This window comes from Ferrovibrio sp., assembly GCF_036381655.1.
Classification (GTDB): Bacteria; Pseudomonadota; Alphaproteobacteria; order Ferrovibrionales; family Ferrovibrionaceae; genus Ferrovibrio.
Genome location: NZ_DASVCJ010000068.1, coordinates 83908 through 103453, shown reverse-complemented (window position 1 = coordinate 103453; position 19546 = coordinate 83908). Strand labels below are relative to the sequence as shown.

The window sequence follows — 19546 nt, the reverse complement described above, 5'->3', positions numbered from 1 at the left end:
CCTAAGGTTTCCCGGGTGGATTTAGGCTGTTGCCGCAATTTACCAGAGTGACAATTCTTTCTGTAGATGAATAGAATTGAATGCAGCCGTTCCTTATGAGAAGGAATGGCATGGACAAAGAATATGAGCTTTATGCCCGGGTGATCGAAACCGGCAGCCTCGCAGCGGCGGGGCGGGCGCTGAACTTGTCGCCTGCCATGGTCTCGAAGCGGATCGCCCGGCTGGAGGAACGCCTGGGCGCGCGGCTGCTGCACCGGACCACCCGGAAGCTGACGACCACCGAGGCCGGCCAGCGTTTCTACGAGCGGGTGGTCGAAATCCTGGCAGCCTCGCAGGAAGCGGAGCGTCTGGTCACCGGTGTTGCCGGCGAGCCGAGTGGGCGTTTGCGCATCTCGGCGCCGACCTCTTTCGGCCGCCTCCATGTCGCGCCGCATCTGAAGCCCTTCCTAGATCGCTGGCCGCGCCTGAAGATCGAGCTGGACCTGACGGATGCCTATGCCGATCTGCTCGCCGAGCGCTTCGACCTTGCCATCCGCATCGCGCCGAACGTCGGCAATGGTCTTGCCGGCCGCCGCCTGGCGCCCAACCGCCGCGTCCTCTGCGCCAGTCCGGAATATCTGGCGCGGCACGGAATTCCAAAGACGCTGGAGGATCTGGCAGAACACCGCCTCCTGGCCGCGGCATCGCAATTGCCGTGGCGGCTCGAAGGCGGAAACGGGCCAGTTCTGGTGCATGGCGAAAGCGCGGTGCGGACCAATTCCAGCGAAGTGGTGCGCGAGCTGGCCATCGCGGGCCTGGGTATTGCCCTGCGCTCCACCTGGGATGTCAGCGGGGAGTTGCGGGCCGGCGCCCTGCAGGTGGTTCTGCCGGATCATCCAGGCGCAACCGATGTCGGCATTTTCGCCGTCTATCCGGCAACCAATTTCGTGCCGGCAAGCGTCAGCGCCTTCGTCGACTATCTTCAGGCGCTCTATGCCCCGGAGCCGAGCTGGGACAAAGGCCTGTTTCTGCCGCAGCAAAGGCCGCCCAACCGATAGCAGCGACACGACCGCCGAACCGGCCAGGAACGCATCGACATTTACCGATCCGCGGGAACCGGAGTCGCTGCCTGACCGTTTTCCGTTTCGATGGGATCGAAGGCTGCATATGGCGCTGCGCTGGCCGTAGCCCTGAATTTGTCCATCGCGGCGGTTTTTGCCAAGCCAGCGATATCCGCTCCGAACCTGGCCATTCTTGAATTCGGCTTTCTCGATACCTCCGGCGAGATACAGGATAAAAGGCTCGCCCATGAATCCCGCCTGCGGCAATTATCGGATGATCTGCGCGACGGGTTGAGCGCAACGCGGAAGTTCGACATTGTCGATATCGCTTGCGGCGACCGGTCCTGTGTCAGCGGAATGGATGCGGACCGGGTTCTGCAGGATGCGCAAAACAGCGGCGCGGATTACCTGATGCGAGGCGTGGTCCGTAAAATGAGCACGCTTGTTCTGTCGGTGCAAATCGATATCACGGATGTCCGGAAAGGCAAGGTTGCGTTTGCCCGCTCCTTCAGTTTCCGGGGCGATACCGACGAGGCATGGCGGCATGCCTCCGCTTTCATCGCCCGCGAAATCTCAACGGACTTCGAGGGTCGGCCCTAGCGCCGCAGCCGCGATCAGGTGCGAATGACCGCCTTCATCGCTGCGTCGTCCGTGGGCAGCTGCGCCAGTTCGCCAAGCGTGATCGGCTTTATGGGCGCGCGCAACCGGTAATATCCGACCCGCTCCGGCGTTATGCCATGCGCCTCGGCCAGCAATTCGGTCACCGTCAACCCGCAAAGCCGACCCTGGCAAGGCCCCATGCCACATCGCGAAAAGGCCTTCATTTGATTGGGGCCGGTGCAGCCGAGCGCGGCCGTGGTCATGACCTGCCGTGCCGTGACCTCTTCGCAGCGGCAAACGATCGTATCGCCGCGCGGGCGGCGGAATTGAGCGGCCGGCCGGTAAAGCCGGTCGAGGAAGGCTCGGCCGGAGATCTGGCGCCGCAGGCGATGGCGAATCAGTTCTGCGTCGCCGGCGCCGGCCGCTGCGGTTTGCCCCTTCAAGGCACGGATAGTCCCCAAGGCCGCCAGCCGACCGCGCTCCTCAGCCGCCCTGGCGCCGATGATGCCGCCGCCATCGCCGGCGATCATGATGCCTTCGATTGCCGTATTGCCGTCGGCGTCCAGTTCCGGCTCCCAGCAGGCTTGCTCGTCGCTCCAGCGATGCGGGATGCCGATCGACATCGCCAGGTTGACATTCGGCGTCACCCCCTGGTGCAGCAGCAAGGTCTCGGCAGGCAGGCGAGCGATCCGGCCTGACGCCGTGCTATAGGTCACGGCTTCAACGCGGCCATCCCCTTCCGCAGCCAGATCGACGACTTCGCTGATGACCCGTACACGCCGCCGGACGCCGAGCATCAGCTTCAGTCCCTTCAGGAAATAAGGCGAAGTCAGGAACGCGGGCAAATGCGGCAAAGCCCGCATCCAGTTGGCGCGCGGAGTGGTGTCCAGGATGGCATCGACGACCGCGCCGGCATTCTGCATCTGCCAGGCCAGCAGCCAGAGCAGCGGGCCGCAGCCTGCGAGCACGACCGGCCGCTGCGGCGCCAGGCCGAAGGATTTGAGCAGGATCTGCGCTGCGCCCGCTGTCATGACGCCGGGCAGTGTCCAGCCGGGAACCGGGAACGGCCGCTCCTGGGCGCCGGTTGCCAGGATGATGCGCTGCGCCGTCACCATCCGAGCCTTGCCTGCCGACGAGACGCCGATCTCGCGGTTGCGTGACACGCTCCAGACGGTCGTGTTCGGAACATACGCCGCCTTGCTGGCCAGAAAATCGTCGACCAGGATTTGACCCCGCCAATAATCCCCGCCCAGTACCGATCGGCTTTGCAGCGGGGTTTGCGTGATCGCGCGATAGATTTGCCCGCCCGGGCCCGGCTGCTCGTCGAATAATGCCGTCTTCAAGCCGGCGCGGGCGGTCAGCGTCGCTGCCGCAAGTCCGGCCGGTCCGCCGCCGACCACCACGACGTCGTAATGAGGGGCGATCTGATCCGTCATCGGCCAGGCTCGCGCTTTCCGAGCTGCGTTTCGACAACCATGCCGTCGGCCACCAGGGTCATGCAGCCTTGGCGGCTGCCGATCCCGTCGATCATCACCAGGCATTCGAAGCAGACGCCCATCATGCAATAAGGCCCGCGCGGCGCAGCGGAAACCGGCGTCGTCCGATTCTGCACGATGCCGGCCGCCAGCATGGCGGCTGCAACGGAATCGCCTTTGCGGGCGGCAACCGGCCTGCCATCGACCGATATGGTGACGATCTCAGCCGCCGCGCTAGGCAGTCGATGGAACATGAAACCTCCGTGCGCTGAAGGCGCCAAAGTCTTTGGCCGGCCGCTCTCCCTGCACGATCCAGCGGGGCAGGATCAATGCATGACTCGCTGCCAAGGTGATACCGCTGTGACAGGTGGCGATGAAGGCGCCTGGGCAGGTCTCCGACTGCTCGTAAACCGGAAAGCCGTCTTTCGTCATCACGCGCAACGCCGCCCAGCTACGGACCACATTCAGCCCGGCAAGAACGGGAAACATGCGTATGGCGCGGTCCGCCATGACCGAAAGGACCTGCGTTCGCAAATCGGAATCGAAACCGGCTTCCTCGTGAGAATCGCCGATCATGACGCCGCCTTCGTCGGCCTGCCGGATCGTGACGATCGGATGGGGCAAAAACGGCATTGTCTTCTCGGTAACGATCAATTGCCCGCGTTGCGGCCGAACCGGGGCATCGAGGCCGACCATCGGTGCCAGCCGCCGATTGCCGAGACCAGCCGCCAGCACGAGCCTGCCGGACCGCAATTCGCGCCCCGCCGAATGGATGCGGAATTCTCCATTGCTGCATTCGATGCGGTCGACATTGTGGTTCGGCCTGTATTCGGTCCCGAATTCCTGCATCCCGGCGTGCAGAGCGCGAAAAAGACGCAGCGAATTGACATGGCCGTCCAGGGGGCAATAGCTGCCGCCGACGACTTGCGGGCCGATCGCCGGAAGCATGGCCCTGATCTTCTCCGAGGGCAGGATTTCGCAGCCATATCGCGGCATGTCCGGCTGGTCCTGCAGGCGCCGCAGCCGCTGCGCACGTGTCTCCAATTCAGGCTCGCTCAGCGCCAGTTGGAAGCCGCCATTCTGCTGCAAAGAGAGGTCAAACCCGGTCTGCTGGCGCAGTTCCTCGGCAAAGCCTGGCCAGGCCCGGGCCGACCTGACCGTCCAGGCGGCATAGGCCGGCATCCCGAGGCCCTTGCTTTGCACCCATATCAGGGCGAAGTTGCCGCGCGACGCCCGATAGGCATCGTCGCCTTCATCGAGCACGGCCACTTTCTGCCCGAGCTTGGCCAGGCCCCAGGCAATCGACGATCCGACGATGCCGCCTCCGACGACAATGACATCGAACGCATCGGAAGACGATTTGCTCATCTGCAGTCCCGGCCGCTGCTGAATGGCATAGGGGTATGGTGGAAACAGCCGTTGATCGACCGGCGATCACTAGCGGATTGCCATGATCTTGTACACCCGAAACTGTGGCGTGGCGGCGGTGTTTATGGTTGCCGCTTGCCGGGCAAGGCGCCCGAATGCGGCTTTGTCAGGGGCGCCGGGATAGCCAGCAACCGGCATAGCTGGCGCTTCGGTTCTATCAGGTCCGCGAGAGTATAGCCGTCCAGCACGGCGAGAAAGGCATCCAGGGCCTCCCTCATGACGCCCCTCAGGATGCAGGCGGGCGCTATTGTGCAGGAGCGGCCTCTGCGCTGAAAGCACTCGACGAGCCCGATATCGTCTTCGGTCTGCCGTATCAGTCTGCCGATCGTGATATTTCCGGGAGGACGGGCGAGGCGCATGCCTCCGCCTTTGCCGCGAATGGTTTCGAGATAGCCGAGCTGGCCCAACCGGAACACCACCTTCATCAGATGATTGCGCGAGATTCCATAGGCCGCCGCGATCTTGTCGATGGTGACAAGATCCGCACTCAAGGCGACATACATCATCACCCGCAGGCTGTAATCGGTGAATGTGGTCAGGTGCATCGCAGAATCCGGTTATGCAGACCGCAGTTCATCCAGCTGTTCCGCGCGCAGGGCGATCCGGGCCAGGACCGCGACGGCATCCGACAGAGTCTTCTGCGCTGCGGCAAGTACCGCCTCCGACTCCGCCTTCATCGCGACAAGCTCGCAGAATTCCGCCAGCCGCTCGACCGGCGCCTTGGCCCGGTGCAGCAACGCGACGGGATCGCCGTGCAGGTCTTCGCCGATATCCGCGATGGTGGCGGCCGGGCCGGCTGACTGGATTTCCTGCCTCGCCAGGTCGGCGATCAGGGCCGTACTGACAACGTCACCCCGCCTGTGCAATTCGGCGGCGATGCCGATATGCTCGCGCGCGGCCCTCTGACAGAGGTCGCGTATGCGCGCCTCGAACGCCGGCAGGCTTGAGAGCGCCTGTCGGATCTCGGGCGTCTCGTGGCGTTCCTGATGATAGGCCCGGCGGCGGAATTGGCGTAAATGCGTGGCATGGCGCAGTTCCTCCTGCGCCATCTCCTCCGCCGCCCTCGCAATGCGAGGGTTATCGGTATGTGCTGCGATATAAGTATAGTAAGCGAAGGCACGCTCCTCGTTCGTGACCGCGATGGAGAGGGCGCGATAGGGTGTCAGCAGAGCGCTGCCTGAGACCTCATCCCAGGACGAAGCGATATCCGGCGGCAATCGCCAGGTGAAGGAGGCGGTGGACGGTACCGTCTCATGAAGATCGGCCGCCCAGCTTTCCACGGCGTCGATATGCCCCTGCTCCTCCTTCAGCAGCAGGCGAAACGTCGCGGCGGTATCGAGAGCGCCGAGGCGCTTCATTTCGCCCGCCAGCAATTCGTAGCGGCGCACCGACTCTGCCTCCAGCGCATGGGCGATCCCGATGAGCTCCGTCAAGCTGGCGACGCCCATCTCGGGTGCGCTGGACAGCAAATTGCCCATTTTCGATCTCCGGCGGTGATTTCAGGTCAAGAATAAATCACGTTTTCGGCGGCCCGAATTGATCTAGAGCAATGTTACGACAGCCGGTCGGCGGTATTCGCTTCCTAACAAGTGCGGCCGATGCATTTTCGCGGCGGCGGCCGCAAGCAGCGCCAACCCCGGCCTGCGGCGAGACGGATCGATGCGCGTCATTGCATGCGTCTCATCGCGGACAGAGACACCGAGCTTTCAGTGCTGAATCCAATCGGATACCAAACGCGACGGACCGGCCCGCATCTCCTGATCACGATATTGTCTGGGCTGACTGTGGCGCTGTTCGCTTTTCTGATCGCTGCAGGACCGGCGCAAGCGGAAGCCGGTCTCCTGCGGTATCTGCCGCAAGCCCAGCCTGGCGATCTGGTGCCGGGTGCCGACCGGTTCGGCCCGCCCCAGGGTACGCCGCCGATCGTTGCCGCATACAAAGCGGACAAGCTGATCGGTTATGTTTATCTGAACACCGACTACGTCAACGCTGCCGGCTATTCCGGCAAACCGATCCGGATTCTGGTTGGCGTTGATCCCAAAGGCGTCATCACCGGCTCACGGCTTGTCGAACATCACGAGCCGATCGTCCTGATCGGCATTCCCCAGCGCAAGATCGAGACCTTTCTCGCCGGCTACAACGGCTTTGATCCGATGCGGGCGGCGGACTCGGGCGACAAGTCGCCAGCCGTCGATATCGTCAGCGGCGCAACCGTCACCGTCATGGTGATTGGCGACAGCCTGACCCGCTCGGCGGCGCGGGTTGCCCGCCGCATCGCCGGCGCGGCCGAGCCGGAGGCGGTTCAGCGCGATCAGCGCAAAGTCGACCGGCAGGCAGGGGATATCGCGAACTGGCAGGCATTGCTGGGCGAAGGCGCCATCCGCCGCCTGCAGCTGACAGTCGGCGAGGTCAATGACGCCTTCGCTGACGACGCAGAAGCTGCGAAACGGCAGGAAGCGGGCGATCCGGAAAGCGGCTTCATTGACCTCTACGTTGCCCTTGTCAGCCAGCCTGCAATCGGCCGCAGCCTGCTGGGCGAGGAGGAATATGCCAATATAGCAAGCAGACTCAGGCCGGGACAGGAAGCCATACTGGTCACCGGCGGCGGGCGTTATTCCTTCAAGGGCTCGGGCTATGTTCGCGGCGGCATATTCGACCGCATCGAGCTGGTGCAGGGCACCGAGACGATCCGCTTCCACGACAAGCAGCATTTCCGCATCGGCGGGCTCGCCGCCGCCGGGGCGCCGTCCTTCAAGGATGTCGACGTTTTTGTCGTTCCCGAACAGGCCGAGTTCAATGCTGCCGAGCCCTGGACGCTCAAGCTTCTGGTGCAGCGGCAGACCGGGGCGCTGAGCAAGGTATTCCGTACCTTCGAACTCGGCTACGCACTGCCGGACAAATACGTCCATGTCGAGAAGGCGGCGCCGGCGGCAGTCGCGCAAACCGCCCCGGCGGGGAAAGTGCAGGTGGCGGCGAGTGCCGGTGCCGACAGTATCAATTCCGAAAACACGGATATCGGTGATGCCCTGGCCCAGCTATTGGCCGATCTGACCGGCACGAGTAATGGCCAGCGCTCGCTTTGGCTGCGCATCTGGCACAGCAAGCTGGTCTCCATCTGCGTGCTGGCGGCCATGATTGCCGCGCTGACGGCGATCTTCTTCTTCCAGGATGCGCTGGTGAAGCGGCCGGTGCTGTTCGATCGAATCCGGCTGGGCTACCTGGCGGTGACGCTGGTTTGGCTCGGCTGGGTGGCGCAGGCGCAGCTCTCGGTAGTCAATGTATTGGCTTTCATCGGTGCCGTGCGCTCCGATTTCCAGTGGTCCAGCTTCCTGGTCGATCCGCTGATCTTCATTCTCTGGTTCGCCGTTGCCGCGGCGCTGCTGTTCTGGGGAAGGGGGCCTTTCTGCGGCTGGCTGTGCCCATTCGGCGCCCTGCAGGAACTGAGCAACCGTGCCGCGCGGGTTCTGAAGATTCCGCAGATCAAGGTGCCATGGGGCCTGCATGAACGGCTATGGCCGATCAAATATATCGTCTTTCTGGTGCTGTTCGGCGTCTCGCTCGGCTCGCTGAGCATGGCCGAGCGGCTGGCGGAGATCGAGCCGTTCAAGACCGCCATCATCCTGCGCTTCATGCGCGAATGGTGGTTCGTCGGCTTCGCCTTGCTGCTGATCGGCGCGGGCCTGTTCGTGGAAAGGTTCTTCTGCCGCTATCTTTGCCCGCTGGGCGCGGCGCTGGCGATCCCGGGCCGGCTGCGCATGTTCGATTGGCTGAAGCGCTACCGCGAATGCGGCAACCCCTGCATGCGCTGTCACAACGAATGCCCGGTGCAGGCCATCCATCCCGAGGGGCATATCAATCCGAATGAATGCATCTCGTGCCTGCATTGCCAGGTCCTCTATCACCACGACCAGAAATGTCCGGTTGTCATCCAGCGGCGCCTCAAGCGGGAGCGTCGCGATGCCCTCAGTTCACCGAGCATGCGGCCGGGTGGCCCCGGTCACAAGCAGCGCGTCGTTGCCGGCGGCGTGCAGCAATCAAGCAGCGGCGCTGCGGCGGCGCCACCGGTCGAATGAACGACCATCTAATGGAGTCAGAGATGACGGACGAAAAGGACAAGACGGCCGGCGTGAACCGGCGCGATCTTCTGGGGAATAGTGCCAAGCTGGCCACGATGGCTGGTCTGATGGGCGCCTCGGGCGTCGCGGGCGGGCTGGTTGCCTCGCCTGCCAGCGCCAAGACGGCATCGAAGCTCAAGTCTGAGGTCGCCCCAGGCGAGCTGGACGAATATTACGTCTTCTTCTCAAGCGGCCAGACCGGAGAGGTGCGCATTATCGGCATGCCCTCCATGCGCGAACTGATGCGAATCCCGGTTTTCAACCGTTGCAGCGCCACCGGCTGGGGCCTGACCAATGAAAGCCGCAAGATCCTGACGGAAGGTCTGCAGCCGAATACCAAGAAGTTCCTGGAAAAGCGCGGCGGCGTCTATCTGAACGGCGATCTGCATCACCCCCATATGTCGTTCACCAACGGCACCTATGACGGCCGGTATGTCTTCGTCAACGACAAGGCGAACAGCCGGGTCGCCCGGATCCGCTGCGACGTGATGAAATGCGACAAGATCGTCGAAATCCCCAACATGCTGTCGGTGCATGGCCTGCGGCCGCAGAAATACCCGCGCACCGGCTATGTGTTCGCCAATGGCGAGGATCGCGTGCCGCTGCCGAACGACGGCACCATCCTGGACGATCCGAAGCAGTACCACGGCATCTTCACCGCAATCGACGGGGATACGATGAAGATCGCCTGGCAGGTCATGGTTGATGGCAATCTGGACAATGTCGATGCTGACTATCAGGGCAAATACGCCTTTTCCACCTGCTACAATTCCGAGGGCGGCGTCACTCTGGCGGAAATGACTGCCGCCGAGCAGGATTGGATCGTCATTTTCGACATTGCCCGCATCGAGGACGCGGTCAAGAAGGGCGACTACAAGCTGATGAACGGCGTGCCGGTGATCGATGGCCGCCATGGCTCGCGTTATACCCGCTACGTGCCGGTGCCGAACAGCCCGCACGGCATCAACACCGCACCGGACGGCATCCATGTCGTTGCCAACGGCAAGCTGTCGCCGACCGTCACCGTGTTCGACGTGCGCAAGTTCCCCGACCTGTTCAACGACAAGATCAAGCCGCGCGACACCGTGGTGGCGGAACCGGAACTCGGCCTCGGCCCGCTTCATACGGCTTTCGACAACCGAGGCAATGCCTATACCACTCTGTTCATCGACAGCCAGATGTGCAAGTGGAACATCGACAAGGCGATCCGCAAGTTCAAGGGCGAAAAGGTCGATCCGATCATCCAGAAGCTGGATGTTCATTATCAGCCGGGCCACAACCACACCTCAATGGGCGAAACCAAGGAGGCCGATGGCAAGTGGCTGCTGTCGCTGAACAAGTTCTCGAAGGACCGCTTCCTCAATGTCGGCCCGCTTAAGCCTGAATGCGACCAGTTGATCGACATCTCGGGCGACGAGATGAAACTGGTGCATGACGGCCCGAGCTTCGCGGAGCCGCATGACGCCATGATCGTGCATCGCTCCAAGGTGAAGCCGATCGACATCTGGAAGCGCGACGATCCGATGTTCGAGGAGGCTCGCAAGCAGGCCGCCGCCGACAAGGTGGATCTCGAGAATGCGGCGGACGTCATCCGTGACGGCAACAAGGTCCGTGTCTACATGACCTCGGTGGCGCCGGCCTTCAGCCTGACCGAATTCACCGTCAGGGAAGGCGATGAGGTTACCGTCTATGTCACCAACATGGATGACGTGCAGGACCTGACGCATGGCTTCACCATCGCCAATCATGGCGTGGCGATGGAGGTCGCGCCGCAGGCGACGGCATCGGTCACCTTCACCGCCGACCGGCCAGGCGTCTACTGGTATTACTGCCAGTGGTTCTGCCACGCCCTCCATATGGAAATGAAGGGGCGCATGCTGGTCGAGCCGAAACGGGCCTGAGACGGAGGCGCCGGCAGTTTTCCTGCCGGCGCCGCCATCTGCTGAGATAGTGCCATGACCTCTCCTTCCCATATCGGGCGTTTTATGTCGGCCTTGCTTCCAGGGCTGTTGATGCTTGCCGGCGCCGTATCGGAGGGTGGCGCGGCGGAACGGCACATAACATCGGATGTGCCGTTGCAGCAGGCGATTGCGGCGGCAGCGCCGGGCGATGTGCTTCGTCTATCGGCCGGCACCCATCAGGGGCCGATCACGATCGACAAGCCGCTGACGCTGCTCGGCGATCAGGGGGCGATCGTCGAGGGAAACGGACATGGTAGCGTCATTACGATCGGCGCCCCGGACACCCGTATCGAGGGCTTGCTGATTCGCGGATCGGGCACCGACTTGCCGGCGATGGATTCGGCGATACTGGCTCATCAGGCGGCGTCGCGAGCCGCTGTGATCGGCAACCGTTTCGAAAACAATCTGTTCGGCGTCTACCTGCATGGCGCCGCGGATTCGATCGTTCGCGATAATGAAATCGTCGGGCGCAGGGATCTGCGCATGGCCGAGGCCGGTAACGGCGTTTCGATCTGGAATGCGCCCGGAGCCCGGGTCGTGCACAACAATATCCGCTACGGGCGCGACGGAATTTTCGTCAATACCAGCCGGCAGAATGTCTTTCGCGACAACTGGTTTCGCGACCTGCGCTTCGCCATCCATTACATGTACACCAACGACAGCCAGATCATCGGAAACCATTCGGAACGCAATCACGTCGCCTGGGCGATCATGTATTCCAGCCGCCTGCGGATCCGGGACAATGTGAGCATCGGCGATCGCGATCACGGCCTGATGCTGAATTATGCAAACGAGTCTGACATCTCCGGCAACGTCGTGAAGGATGGCGGCGAGAAATGCCTCTTTCTCTATAATGCGAACAAGAACGAAATCCGCGGCAACCGGTTCGAGAACTGTCCGATCGGCATCCACTTCACGGCCGGCTCAGAGCGCAACGTCATCTCCGGCAACGCCTTCATCGGCAACCGCAACCAGGTGAAATATGTCGGAACGCGCTACTTGGACTGGGCAGAACGGGGTCGCGGAAATTACTGGAGCGACAATCCCGCCTTTGATCTGGACGGCGATGGCATAGCCGACCGCCCGTATCGTCCGAACGGAATCATGGATCAGCTGTTATGGATGTATCCGCAAGCCAAGATGCTGGCCAATTCTCCGACCGTGGATCTGATCCGCTGGGCGCAGGCGCGCTTTCCGGCGATCCAGCCCGGCGGCGTGGTTGATTCGGCGCCGTTGATGCAGCCGCCCGCAGGAGATGCGGCGCGCAGTGAAGGAGAACGGCCATGACGGCCATTGTGGCCATCGACGCCGTTGCCAAGCGCTACGGCAAGGTGGAGGCGCTGCGCGATGTCGGCTTTGAGCTCGAAGCCGGCAAGGTGATGGCTTTGGTCGGCCACAACGGCGCCGGCAAGACCACGCTGATGAAGCTGATGCTTGGTTTGATCGTGCCGAGCGCAGGCTCGGTGCGAATACTGGGCCAGGATCCTGCGGGACGCCGCGGAGCCGCAGTGCGGCGCGCCATCGGCTTTCTGCCGGAGAGCGTGGCATTTCCGGGAGCAATGAGCGGCCGCGAGATCATGGCGTTCTATTGTCGCCTGAAGGGCGAGGCACCGGCCGCCGGCAATGCCCTGCTGGAGCGCGTCGGTCTTGGCGAAGCCATTGATCGCCGCGTTTCGACCTATTCCAAAGGCATGCGTCAGCGCCTTGGACTGGCGCAAGCCATGATCGGCCGGCCGCGGCTTTTGCTGCTGGACGAGCCGACCACGGGTCTCGATCCGGCCTTAAGGCAGGAATTCTATGCCATGCTGGACACCCTGCGCGCCGATGGCGTGGCGATATTGCTATCCAGTCATGCGCTGGCTGAGATCGAAACCAAGGCGGACGCTTTTGCCCTGATCGGACGCGGGCGGCTGCTGGCCTGCGATGACCTGCCGGCGTTGCAGCACAGTGTCGCACTCGCCCTGCGGATCACGGTGCGGGTGACGCCTTGCACGACCGGCCGCGTGCTCGAGGCTGTTTCTGGGCGGGCGGAAATCGAGGCGCGCGCACCGGATCGCCTGCTCCTGCTCTGCGATGCCGCTGCCAAGGTCGACCTGCTTGGCCGCATCGCTCAACTCGGCGATATCGTCCGGGATATCGAGACCGAACGTCCGAACCTGGACGCCATTTACCGCGCCTTGCTGGCCAGGCAGCAGGAGGCGCTGTCATGAACGGTGCCCTCGTCATTGCCGGCCAGGAATTGCGGGCCGGACTTCGCAACCGCTGGGTACTCGCCACGACGCTGCTCCTGGGCGTCCTGGCCCTGAGCCTGACGCTGCTCGGCAGCACGCCGACCGGCGAGCTGGGCGCCGATCCGCTGGCGATTGTGGTCGTCAGCCTGGCCAGCCTAACCATTTTCCTGCTGCCGCTGATCGCGCTGCTGCTGTCCTTCGATGCGGTGGTCGGCGAGGCCGAACGCGGCACGCTGCTGTTGCTGCTGGCCTATCCGCTGGCCCGCTGGCAGGTCGTGCTGGGGAAATTCACCGGTCATCTTGCAATCCTGCTGGTGGCCACCGCATTCGGTTATGGCGCGGCCGGGCTGGCGCTGGTGATAAAGGATGGGCGGGCCGCAGGGCTGGATTGGCAGGCTTTTGGCGGTTTGATCGGCTCGGCGACGTTACTTGGCGCCGCGTTCCTGGCCTTGGGAATGCTGGTCAGCGTCTTGGTGCGTGAACGGGCGACCGCTGCCGGTCTGGCGGTCGGCATCTGGTTCGCGCTGGTGCTGGTGTACGACGCCGCTTTGCTGGGGGTGCTTGTCGCCGGACAGAATCGCCTGCTCAGCGCCGATTTGCTGGACGCATTGTTGCTGATCAACCCTGCCGACGCCTTCCGGCTTTTGAATTTGACCTCGGCGGAGTCCGCTCGTGCGCTCAGCGGGATGGTCGGTTTGGGTCAGACCGGCCGCCTGCCGCTCTGGGCTCTGCTGGCGTCGTTGCTCGGCTGGACCCTGCTGCCGCTCTGCCTGGCGGTGGCGGCCTTGGGGCGGAGAGAGCCATGATCCGGATTCTGCTTTTGCTGGCTGTATTGGTCCTGCCATTGACGGCCTGCGACAACGACCGGCAGGCCGTGATGCCGCAGCCTGAGGAGATCGCCGAGGATACCGCCGGCTTTTATTGCGGCATGCTGCTCAACGATCATCCCGGGCCGAAAGGGCAGATCCATCTGTCGGACCGGCAGGCGCCATTGTGGTTTTCGGCGGTACGCGATGCCATCGCGTTCACCCGGATGCCGGGCGAGGCGCGGAATATCCGTGCGATCTACGTTAACGACATGGCCAAGGTGAAGAACTGGAGCCATCCGGAACCGGGAACCTGGATCGACGCCAAAAAAGCCGTCTTCGTGATCGGCAGCAAAAACCGCGGCGGCATGGGCGCCCAGGAAGCGATCCCATTCGGCGATGCGGCGGCGGCGCAGCATTTCGTCGACTCCTACGGCGGGCGGATCGTGCGCCTGGCGGAAATTCCCGACGAGTATGTCGTGGGGCCGCCTGACGCGGATAACGGCACGACTGCCTCAGCTCCTTCGAGGAGGAATGATGATCATGTCCAGAACTGATGGCTCTTGCTCGCCGGGGGCTCTGTCGCGCCGGCGCTTTATCACCATCTCCGGGGCGGCAGCCGGTGTTTCCCTGTTCTCGGGCAAGGCTCTCGCATCCACCCCAACACCTTTGCATCGCTGGGAGGGAATTGCGCTCGGCGCCGATGCCAGCATGATTCTGGTGCATCCCGACAAAACCGTGGCGGATCGGCTGATCGAGCGCAGCGTGGTGGAAATGCGACGGCTGGAGCGCATCTTCAGTCTTTACGATGGCGATTCCGTCCTGGCGCGGCTCAACCGCCTTGGCGCCATCGATCGGCCGCCGCTGGCGATGGTCGAGTTGCTGAGCCGCGCGCAGCGTATCAGTGCGCTGACCGATGGCGCCTTCGACGTGACGGTGCAGCCGCTATGGGCGCACTATGCCCGTTATTTTGCACAGGCCGACGCCGCTCCGGCAGGGCCCGATGTAAGCGCCGCATTGGCATTGGTCGATTGGCGGCTGCTGCGCGTTGCACCCGAACGCATCGCCTTCGGCCGTCCCGGCATGGCGGCGACGCTCAATGGCATCGCTCAGGGCTTTATAACGGATCGGATCGCGCAACTGCTGCGTAGCGAGGGTATCGGCCAGGTCATGGTCGATCTTGGCGAAATCCGCGCTATGGGGCGGCATCCTGATGGACGGCCCTGGCGTGCGGGCATCAGAAATCCCCTGCGGGAAGGCGATCTGATCGGCAAGCTTGACCTGATCGATCGTGCCTTGGCGACCTCTGGGGGGTACGGCACGGTATTCGATGCGGATGGCCGGTACAGCCATCTGATCGATCCGCACACCGGCCGCACGGCGCCGGTCGGCCGAAGCGTCAGCGTGGTTGCGCAAGATGCGACCACGGCGGATGCCTTGTCGACGGCCTTTTCGCTGCTGGATGCCGCGAAGATTCGGTCGCTGCTACCGAAATTTCCCGAAATCTCGGTATATGCAGCCGACGAAAGCGGCATGCATCACATTCAGGCCTGAGCTTGTAGAGGCCGCAACGCGGCAGCCGATCGCGCCGGTCGATGATGACTGGCGATGATGACCGACGCGAGCCGATGCGCATGCCGACGCGTACGACACGTTTCCCGCAGGCGCAGTCGATGACGACGGTATCGCCATCGTCGCCATACCGGCCATTGCCGATCATGCCGCGGGCCAGCTCAGTCGCGCCAACCCCGCCGATTGTGTTTCGCGATATGGCATATAGTATGGCTGGGTCGGTACGGTCAGGTAAGCTGAGGAAACGTATGATACCGAAGGTCGCGCCCGGACCAGGGCCTGAAATGCAATATCGCGCCTTCCTGCAGGAAGGGCGCTTCATGATCCAGCGCAGCCGTACAACCGGCCAATACGTCTTCTACCCGCGGGTGGCGGCTCCTGGCAGCGGAGTCGCGGATCTTGAATGGGTGGCAGCCTCCGGCCTGGGCCGTATCTATTCCATTACGGTCAATCGCGCCCGCACCGGCAGCTACAACATCGCCCTGGTCGAATTGGATGAAGGGCCGCGCCTGATGACCCGTATCGAAGGCGTCGAAACCGCACCGATCGGCACCCGGGTGAAAGCGCGCATCGCCGAAGTCAACGGCGAGTTGACCGTCGTTTTCGACGTCGTTGAACGGTGAGGGCGGCATGACGGCAACTTCCCTGCGCGGACGGACGGCGATTGTCGGTATTGGCGGGGCAGGCTGGGGCGAAGCGCCCGGCCGCAGCGCCATCGAGCTTCTGGGCGATGCCGCGCTTGCGGCGATTGCTGATGCCGGTCTGGAATTGAAAGATATCGATGGCTTATGCGCCGCGACCAGCACCCATGCCTTTCCGACCCTGTCCGTCGCCGAATATCTCGGCATCAAGCCGAGCTTTTTCGACGGCACCAATGTCGGCGGATCATCGTTCGAAATGCATCTGCTGCAGGCTGCCTTGGCGCTGGATGCCGGCATCTGCAATGCCGTGCTGATCTGCTACGGATCGACTCAGCGCACCGCTGGTGGCCGGCTGGTTTCGATGAGCGAGCCGCAATGGCATGAAGTGCCGTTCAAGCCGCGTAATCCGATAACCGCCTATGCGCTGGCGGCGCAGCGCCACATGCATGAATTCGGCACGACGCGAGAGATGCTGGCTGATATCGCCGTCGCGGCCCGCCAATGGGCCAATCTCAACCCGCATGCCTTCGCGCGGGGTCCGCTCTCGCGGGAGGATGTGCTTGCATCCCGGATGATCAGCGACCCCTTGACGGCTCGCGATTGCTGCCTGGTGACCGATGGCGGCGCAGCCTGCGTCATGGTGCGGGCGGGCCGCGCGAAGGACATGAAGCAGAAGCCCGTTTATCTGCTCGGCGTTGGCGGCGCCCATTCGCATCGCTCGATCACCCAGATGAAGGATCTGACCCGCACGGCGGCCGCAGAAAGCGGCCCGCGCGCCTTTGCCATGGCGGGGCTGAAGCCATCCGATGTCGATCTGGTGATGCTTTATGACGCATTCACCATCACGACATTGCTCTTTCTGGAAGACCTCGGTTTCTGCCCGAAAGGCGAAGGTGGCCGCTTCGTGCAGGATGGCGCTATCGCCCCGGGCGGGAGGCTGGCCGTCAATACGAGCGGTGGCGGCCTGTCCTGCATCCATCCGGGCATGTACGGCATGTTCCTGATCCTGGAAGCGGTGATGCAGATCCGCAAAGAGGCGGGAGAACGCCAGCTTCCCACCTGCGATGTAGCTGTCTGCCATGGCAATGGCGGCACCTTGTCCAGCCAGGTCACCGCTCTGCTGGGCGGAGCGGTGGCGCTGTGAAGGACTGGCTGGACCCAGGCAGCTGGCGCCGCACCTATGACTGTTCTGCCGGACGAAAAGGGGCGCGCCTTGCCGCCGAGGCGGTGATCGAAAGGGGGCGGCAATGGCAATTGATTACGAGACTCTGCTGAATTTCAATATTCCGGAAGTGCGGCAGACGCTGACGAAGCGGGATGCCGTCTTCTACGCCCTGTCCATCGGACTTGGCCAGGATCCGCTGGATGAACGCCAGCTCGACTTTGTCGACCAGCACCGCGCATTGCAGGTGATGCCCTCCATGGCAGTGGTATTATGCCATCCTGGTTTCTGGCTGCGCGATCCGCGGACCGGGGTGGACGCTGTCCGCCTTGTGCATGGCGAGCAAGGCATCGAATGGCACCGGCCGCTGCCGGTCGAAGGCGAACTGGTGGGGCGCACGCGCGTCACCGGCCTTGTCGACAAGGGAGAAGGCAGGGGTGCCCTGCTTTATTCCGAAAAGCAGATACGCGATCCTGCCGGGACGCTCTATGCTACCACCCGTTCGACGACGTTCTTACGCGGCGACGGCGGCTTCGGGGGCCCTTCCGGCCGGGTAAAAGCACCCCATCCGGAGCCGCAGGGGATGCCGGACTATGTGGTCGACCTGCCCACCAGGCCCGAGCAGGCGCTCTATTACCGGCTGAACGGCGACGACAATCCGTTACATTCCGACCCGGCGACCGCCGCCAAGGCCAGGTTCGCGCGGCCTATTTTGCATGGCCTCTGCACGCTGGGCGTGGTCACCCATGCGATCCTGCGCCGTTTGGCGGATTATCGCGCTGCTGCCTTGCGCTCTCTGGACCTGAGATTCTCGTCGCCCGTTTTCCCCGGCGAGACGATCCGCACCGAGATATGGCGCAGCGGCGCCTTTCGCGCCCGGCTGGTGGAGCGTGACGTGATCGTCGTCAACAATGGATTTGCCAGAGTACAGGGCGGCTGACCGGGACTGCGGAAGGCCGGGTTGCCGGCTGCTCCCGTGATGACGGCAGTGCTGGTCTGACCAAATTCCGGCAAATTCAGTAAATTATGAAAACCGCACCGAATACTCCGCAAAAATACAATTTAATAATGTGGTATTTGTGGCGGCGAACTCGAATGACGCGCCCCTTTCAACGGGGCGAAGGAATCTGCAACGCCATGCGTGTAAAGAAGGGCTCGTGCGGCCTTTTCACCTATGGACCATGCCCGGTCCCTAGGAGTGAACTATCCAGGAAATGAGTAACAACGAATGAACCGGCAGTCCATTGAACCCAAGCCCCATGCCGGAGCGCCTTTTTCGCGCCCCCGCCGCAGCAGGTTGCGTCGCGTCGCCGGCTGGCTGACCGTCATCGTCGTTCTGGCAGCGGTGATCGGGGCGGCGATCTGGTTCTGGCCGGCACGACACCAGCCGGTGCGGCAAGGCCGGTTTGCCGGAGCCGGCCCGATGACCGTTGCCACGGCGGTCGTGCAAAGCGGGGACATCCCCCATAGCCTGCAGGCCCTTGGCACGGTGACGCCGCTGGCGACCGTGACGGTGAAAACGCAGATTGCCGGCCGCATTACCCGGCTCGGTTTTCAGGAGGGGCAATATGTCAATGCCGGCGATTTCCTCGCCGAGATCGATCCGCGTCCCTACCAGATCGCCCTGGATCAGGCGGAGGGGCAGTTGTTGCGCGATCAGGCCCTGCTGAAGAATGCCGAAACGGACCTGGCTCGCTATCGCCGGCTGTTCGCCCAGGATTCAATCGCCAAGCAGACCCTGGACACTCAGGAGAATCTGGTCCTGCAGTACCGCGGCACCGTGCGCTACGACCAGGCCGTCGTCGACAGTGCCAAGCTCAACCTTGCCTATTGCCATATCACCGCCCCGATCAGCGGCCGCATCGGTTTGCGGCAAGTCGATATCGGCAACTATGTCACCGCCGGCGATGCCACCGGTATCGCCGTGATCACGCAGATGAAGCCGATCACCGTGGTGTTCAGCATTCCGGAGAATGCTTTGGCAACCGTGGTGAAGCGCTTCAACGCGGCCGATAACGACATGACGGTGCTGGCCTATGACTCCACGCGGAGCAAACTGCTGGCACGCGGCAAGCTGACCACCATCGACAACCAGATCGATACCAGCACCGGCACGGTGAAGCTGCGCGCCGAATTCGCCAATGACGATGAAAGCTTTTTTCCCAATCAATTCGTCAATGTCGAGCTGATCGTCGAAGTGCTGCGCAGCGTGCCGATCGTGCCCACGGCCGCCGTCCAGCGCGGCGTGCCGGGCACTTATGTCTATGTCGTCAACGCCGACGACACCGTATCGGTGCGGCCGGTGAAGCTCGGCATCGTCGATGGCGACAGAACCTCGATCGAATCCGGGCTGGAGCCCGGCACCCGTGTCGTTACCGATGGCACCGATCGGCTGCGCGACGGCGCCAAGGTCGTCGTTGCGGAACTGGCTGGCCGTAACCCGCCCGGCCAGAACCGGGTCGGCGGCCAGCAGCCGCGCAAGACGCAGTAATATTAATGACCGGCGAACCCAAGA

18 protein-coding genes are annotated in these 19546 nt (G+C 63.1%); 13 read left to right on the top strand and 5 right to left on the bottom strand.

From position 1 onward, the window contains the following. Nucleotides 1-110 precede the first annotated feature (110 nt). Both VF194_RS15655 and VF194_RS15650 read left to right on the top strand, forming a co-directional pair. Nucleotides 111-1037: a LysR family transcriptional regulator gene (locus tag VF194_RS15655; RefSeq protein WP_330892121.1), complete on the top strand. Its 927-nt coding sequence runs from the start codon at nt 111-113 to the stop codon at nt 1035-1037. Between the two features lie 90 nt (nt 1038-1127). After that, nucleotides 1128-1640, top strand: coding sequence for a DUF2380 domain-containing protein (locus tag VF194_RS15650; RefSeq protein WP_330892120.1), 513 nt, complete (start codon nt 1128-1130; stop codon nt 1638-1640). 14 nt (nt 1641-1654) lie between these two features. On the opposite strand, the gene VF194_RS15645 is transcribed toward VF194_RS15650, so the two are convergent. The 5 genes from VF194_RS15645 to VF194_RS15625 form a co-directional block, all read right to left on the bottom strand. Next, nucleotides 1655-3076 (bottom strand): NAD(P)/FAD-dependent oxidoreductase, encoded by a 1422-nt coding sequence (locus VF194_RS15645; RefSeq protein WP_330892119.1) that lies wholly within the window; start codon nt 3074-3076, stop codon nt 1655-1657. After that, on the bottom strand, nt 3073-3369 hold the full coding sequence (locus VF194_RS15640) for a (2Fe-2S)-binding protein (protein ID WP_330892118.1): 297 nt from the start codon (nt 3367-3369) through the stop codon (nt 3073-3075). Before VF194_RS15640 ends, VF194_RS15645 begins: the two co-directional genes overlap by 4 nt. Continuing rightward, complete coding sequence (locus tag VF194_RS15635) at nt 3350-4483, bottom strand: FAD-dependent oxidoreductase (protein ID WP_330892117.1); 1134 nt, start codon at nt 4481-4483, stop codon at nt 3350-3352. The genes VF194_RS15640 and VF194_RS15635 overlap by 20 nt, the downstream gene beginning before the upstream one ends. 122 nt (nt 4484-4605) lie before the next feature. Beyond that, nucleotides 4606-5088: an Rrf2 family transcriptional regulator gene (locus tag VF194_RS15630; protein ID WP_330892116.1), complete on the bottom strand. Its 483-nt coding sequence runs from the start codon at nt 5086-5088 to the stop codon at nt 4606-4608. Between the two features lie 12 nt (nt 5089-5100). Further along, on the bottom strand, nt 5101-6021 hold the full coding sequence (locus VF194_RS15625) for a ferritin family protein (RefSeq protein ID WP_330892115.1): 921 nt from the start codon (nt 6019-6021) through the stop codon (nt 5101-5103). 291 nt (nt 6022-6312) lie between these two features. Between VF194_RS15625 and VF194_RS15620 the strand changes: the two genes are divergently transcribed. The 11 genes from VF194_RS15620 (at nt 6313) to VF194_RS15570 (ending at nt 19522) form a co-directional block, all read left to right on the top strand. Then, entirely contained in the window at nt 6313-8616 is a 2304-nt protein-coding gene (locus VF194_RS15620) for a 4Fe-4S binding protein (RefSeq protein ID WP_330892114.1), read from the top strand. 23 nt (nt 8617-8639) lie between these two features. Beyond that, nucleotides 8640-10559, top strand: coding sequence for a TAT-dependent nitrous-oxide reductase (nosZ, locus tag VF194_RS15615; protein WP_330892113.1), 1920 nt, complete (start codon nt 8640-8642; stop codon nt 10557-10559). Between the two features lie 168 nt (nt 10560-10727). Further along, complete coding sequence (locus tag VF194_RS15610) at nt 10728-11906, top strand: nitrous oxide reductase family maturation protein NosD (RefSeq protein ID WP_330892143.1); 1179 nt, start codon at nt 10728-10730, stop codon at nt 11904-11906. Then, complete coding sequence (locus tag VF194_RS15605; protein ID WP_330892112.1) at nt 11903-12829, top strand: ABC transporter ATP-binding protein; 927 nt, start codon at nt 11903-11905, stop codon at nt 12827-12829. Before VF194_RS15610 ends, VF194_RS15605 begins: the two co-directional genes overlap by 4 nt. Next, the gene (locus tag VF194_RS15600) at nt 12826-13656 is read left to right on the top strand and encodes an ABC transporter permease (protein ID WP_330892111.1); all 831 of its coding nucleotides are present in this window, start codon (nt 12826-12828) and stop codon (nt 13654-13656) included. The genes VF194_RS15605 and VF194_RS15600 overlap by 4 nt, the downstream gene beginning before the upstream one ends. Further along, nucleotides 13653-14213 (top strand): nitrous oxide reductase accessory protein NosL, encoded by a 561-nt coding sequence (locus VF194_RS15595; RefSeq protein WP_330892110.1) that lies wholly within the window; start codon nt 13653-13655, stop codon nt 14211-14213. The genes VF194_RS15600 and VF194_RS15595 overlap by 4 nt, the downstream gene beginning before the upstream one ends. Continuing rightward, complete coding sequence (locus VF194_RS15590; RefSeq protein WP_330892109.1) at nt 14200-15210, top strand: FAD:protein FMN transferase; 1011 nt, start codon at nt 14200-14202, stop codon at nt 15208-15210. The genes VF194_RS15595 and VF194_RS15590 overlap by 14 nt, the downstream gene beginning before the upstream one ends. A gap of 338 nt (nt 15211-15548) precedes the next feature. Beyond that, nucleotides 15549-15851 carry a Zn-ribbon domain-containing OB-fold protein gene (locus tag VF194_RS15585; RefSeq protein ID WP_414656114.1) on the top strand — a complete coding sequence of 101 codons (303 nt, stop codon included), beginning with the start codon at nt 15549-15551 and terminating at the stop codon, nt 15849-15851. 7 nt (nt 15852-15858) lie between these two features. Beyond that, nucleotides 15859-17013, top strand: coding sequence for an acetyl-CoA acetyltransferase (locus VF194_RS15580; protein ID WP_330892108.1), 1155 nt, complete (start codon nt 15859-15861; stop codon nt 17011-17013). A 103-nt stretch (nt 17014-17116) separates the two neighbouring features. Then, complete coding sequence (locus VF194_RS15575; protein WP_330892107.1) at nt 17117-17971, top strand: MaoC/PaaZ C-terminal domain-containing protein; 855 nt, start codon at nt 17117-17119, stop codon at nt 17969-17971. Nucleotides 17972-18259: 288 nt separating this feature from the next. Further along, nucleotides 18260-19522 (top strand): MdtA/MuxA family multidrug efflux RND transporter periplasmic adaptor subunit, encoded by a 1263-nt coding sequence (locus VF194_RS15570; RefSeq protein WP_330892106.1) that lies wholly within the window; start codon nt 18260-18262, stop codon nt 19520-19522. The last annotated feature ends 24 nt before the right edge of the window (nt 19523-19546 follow it).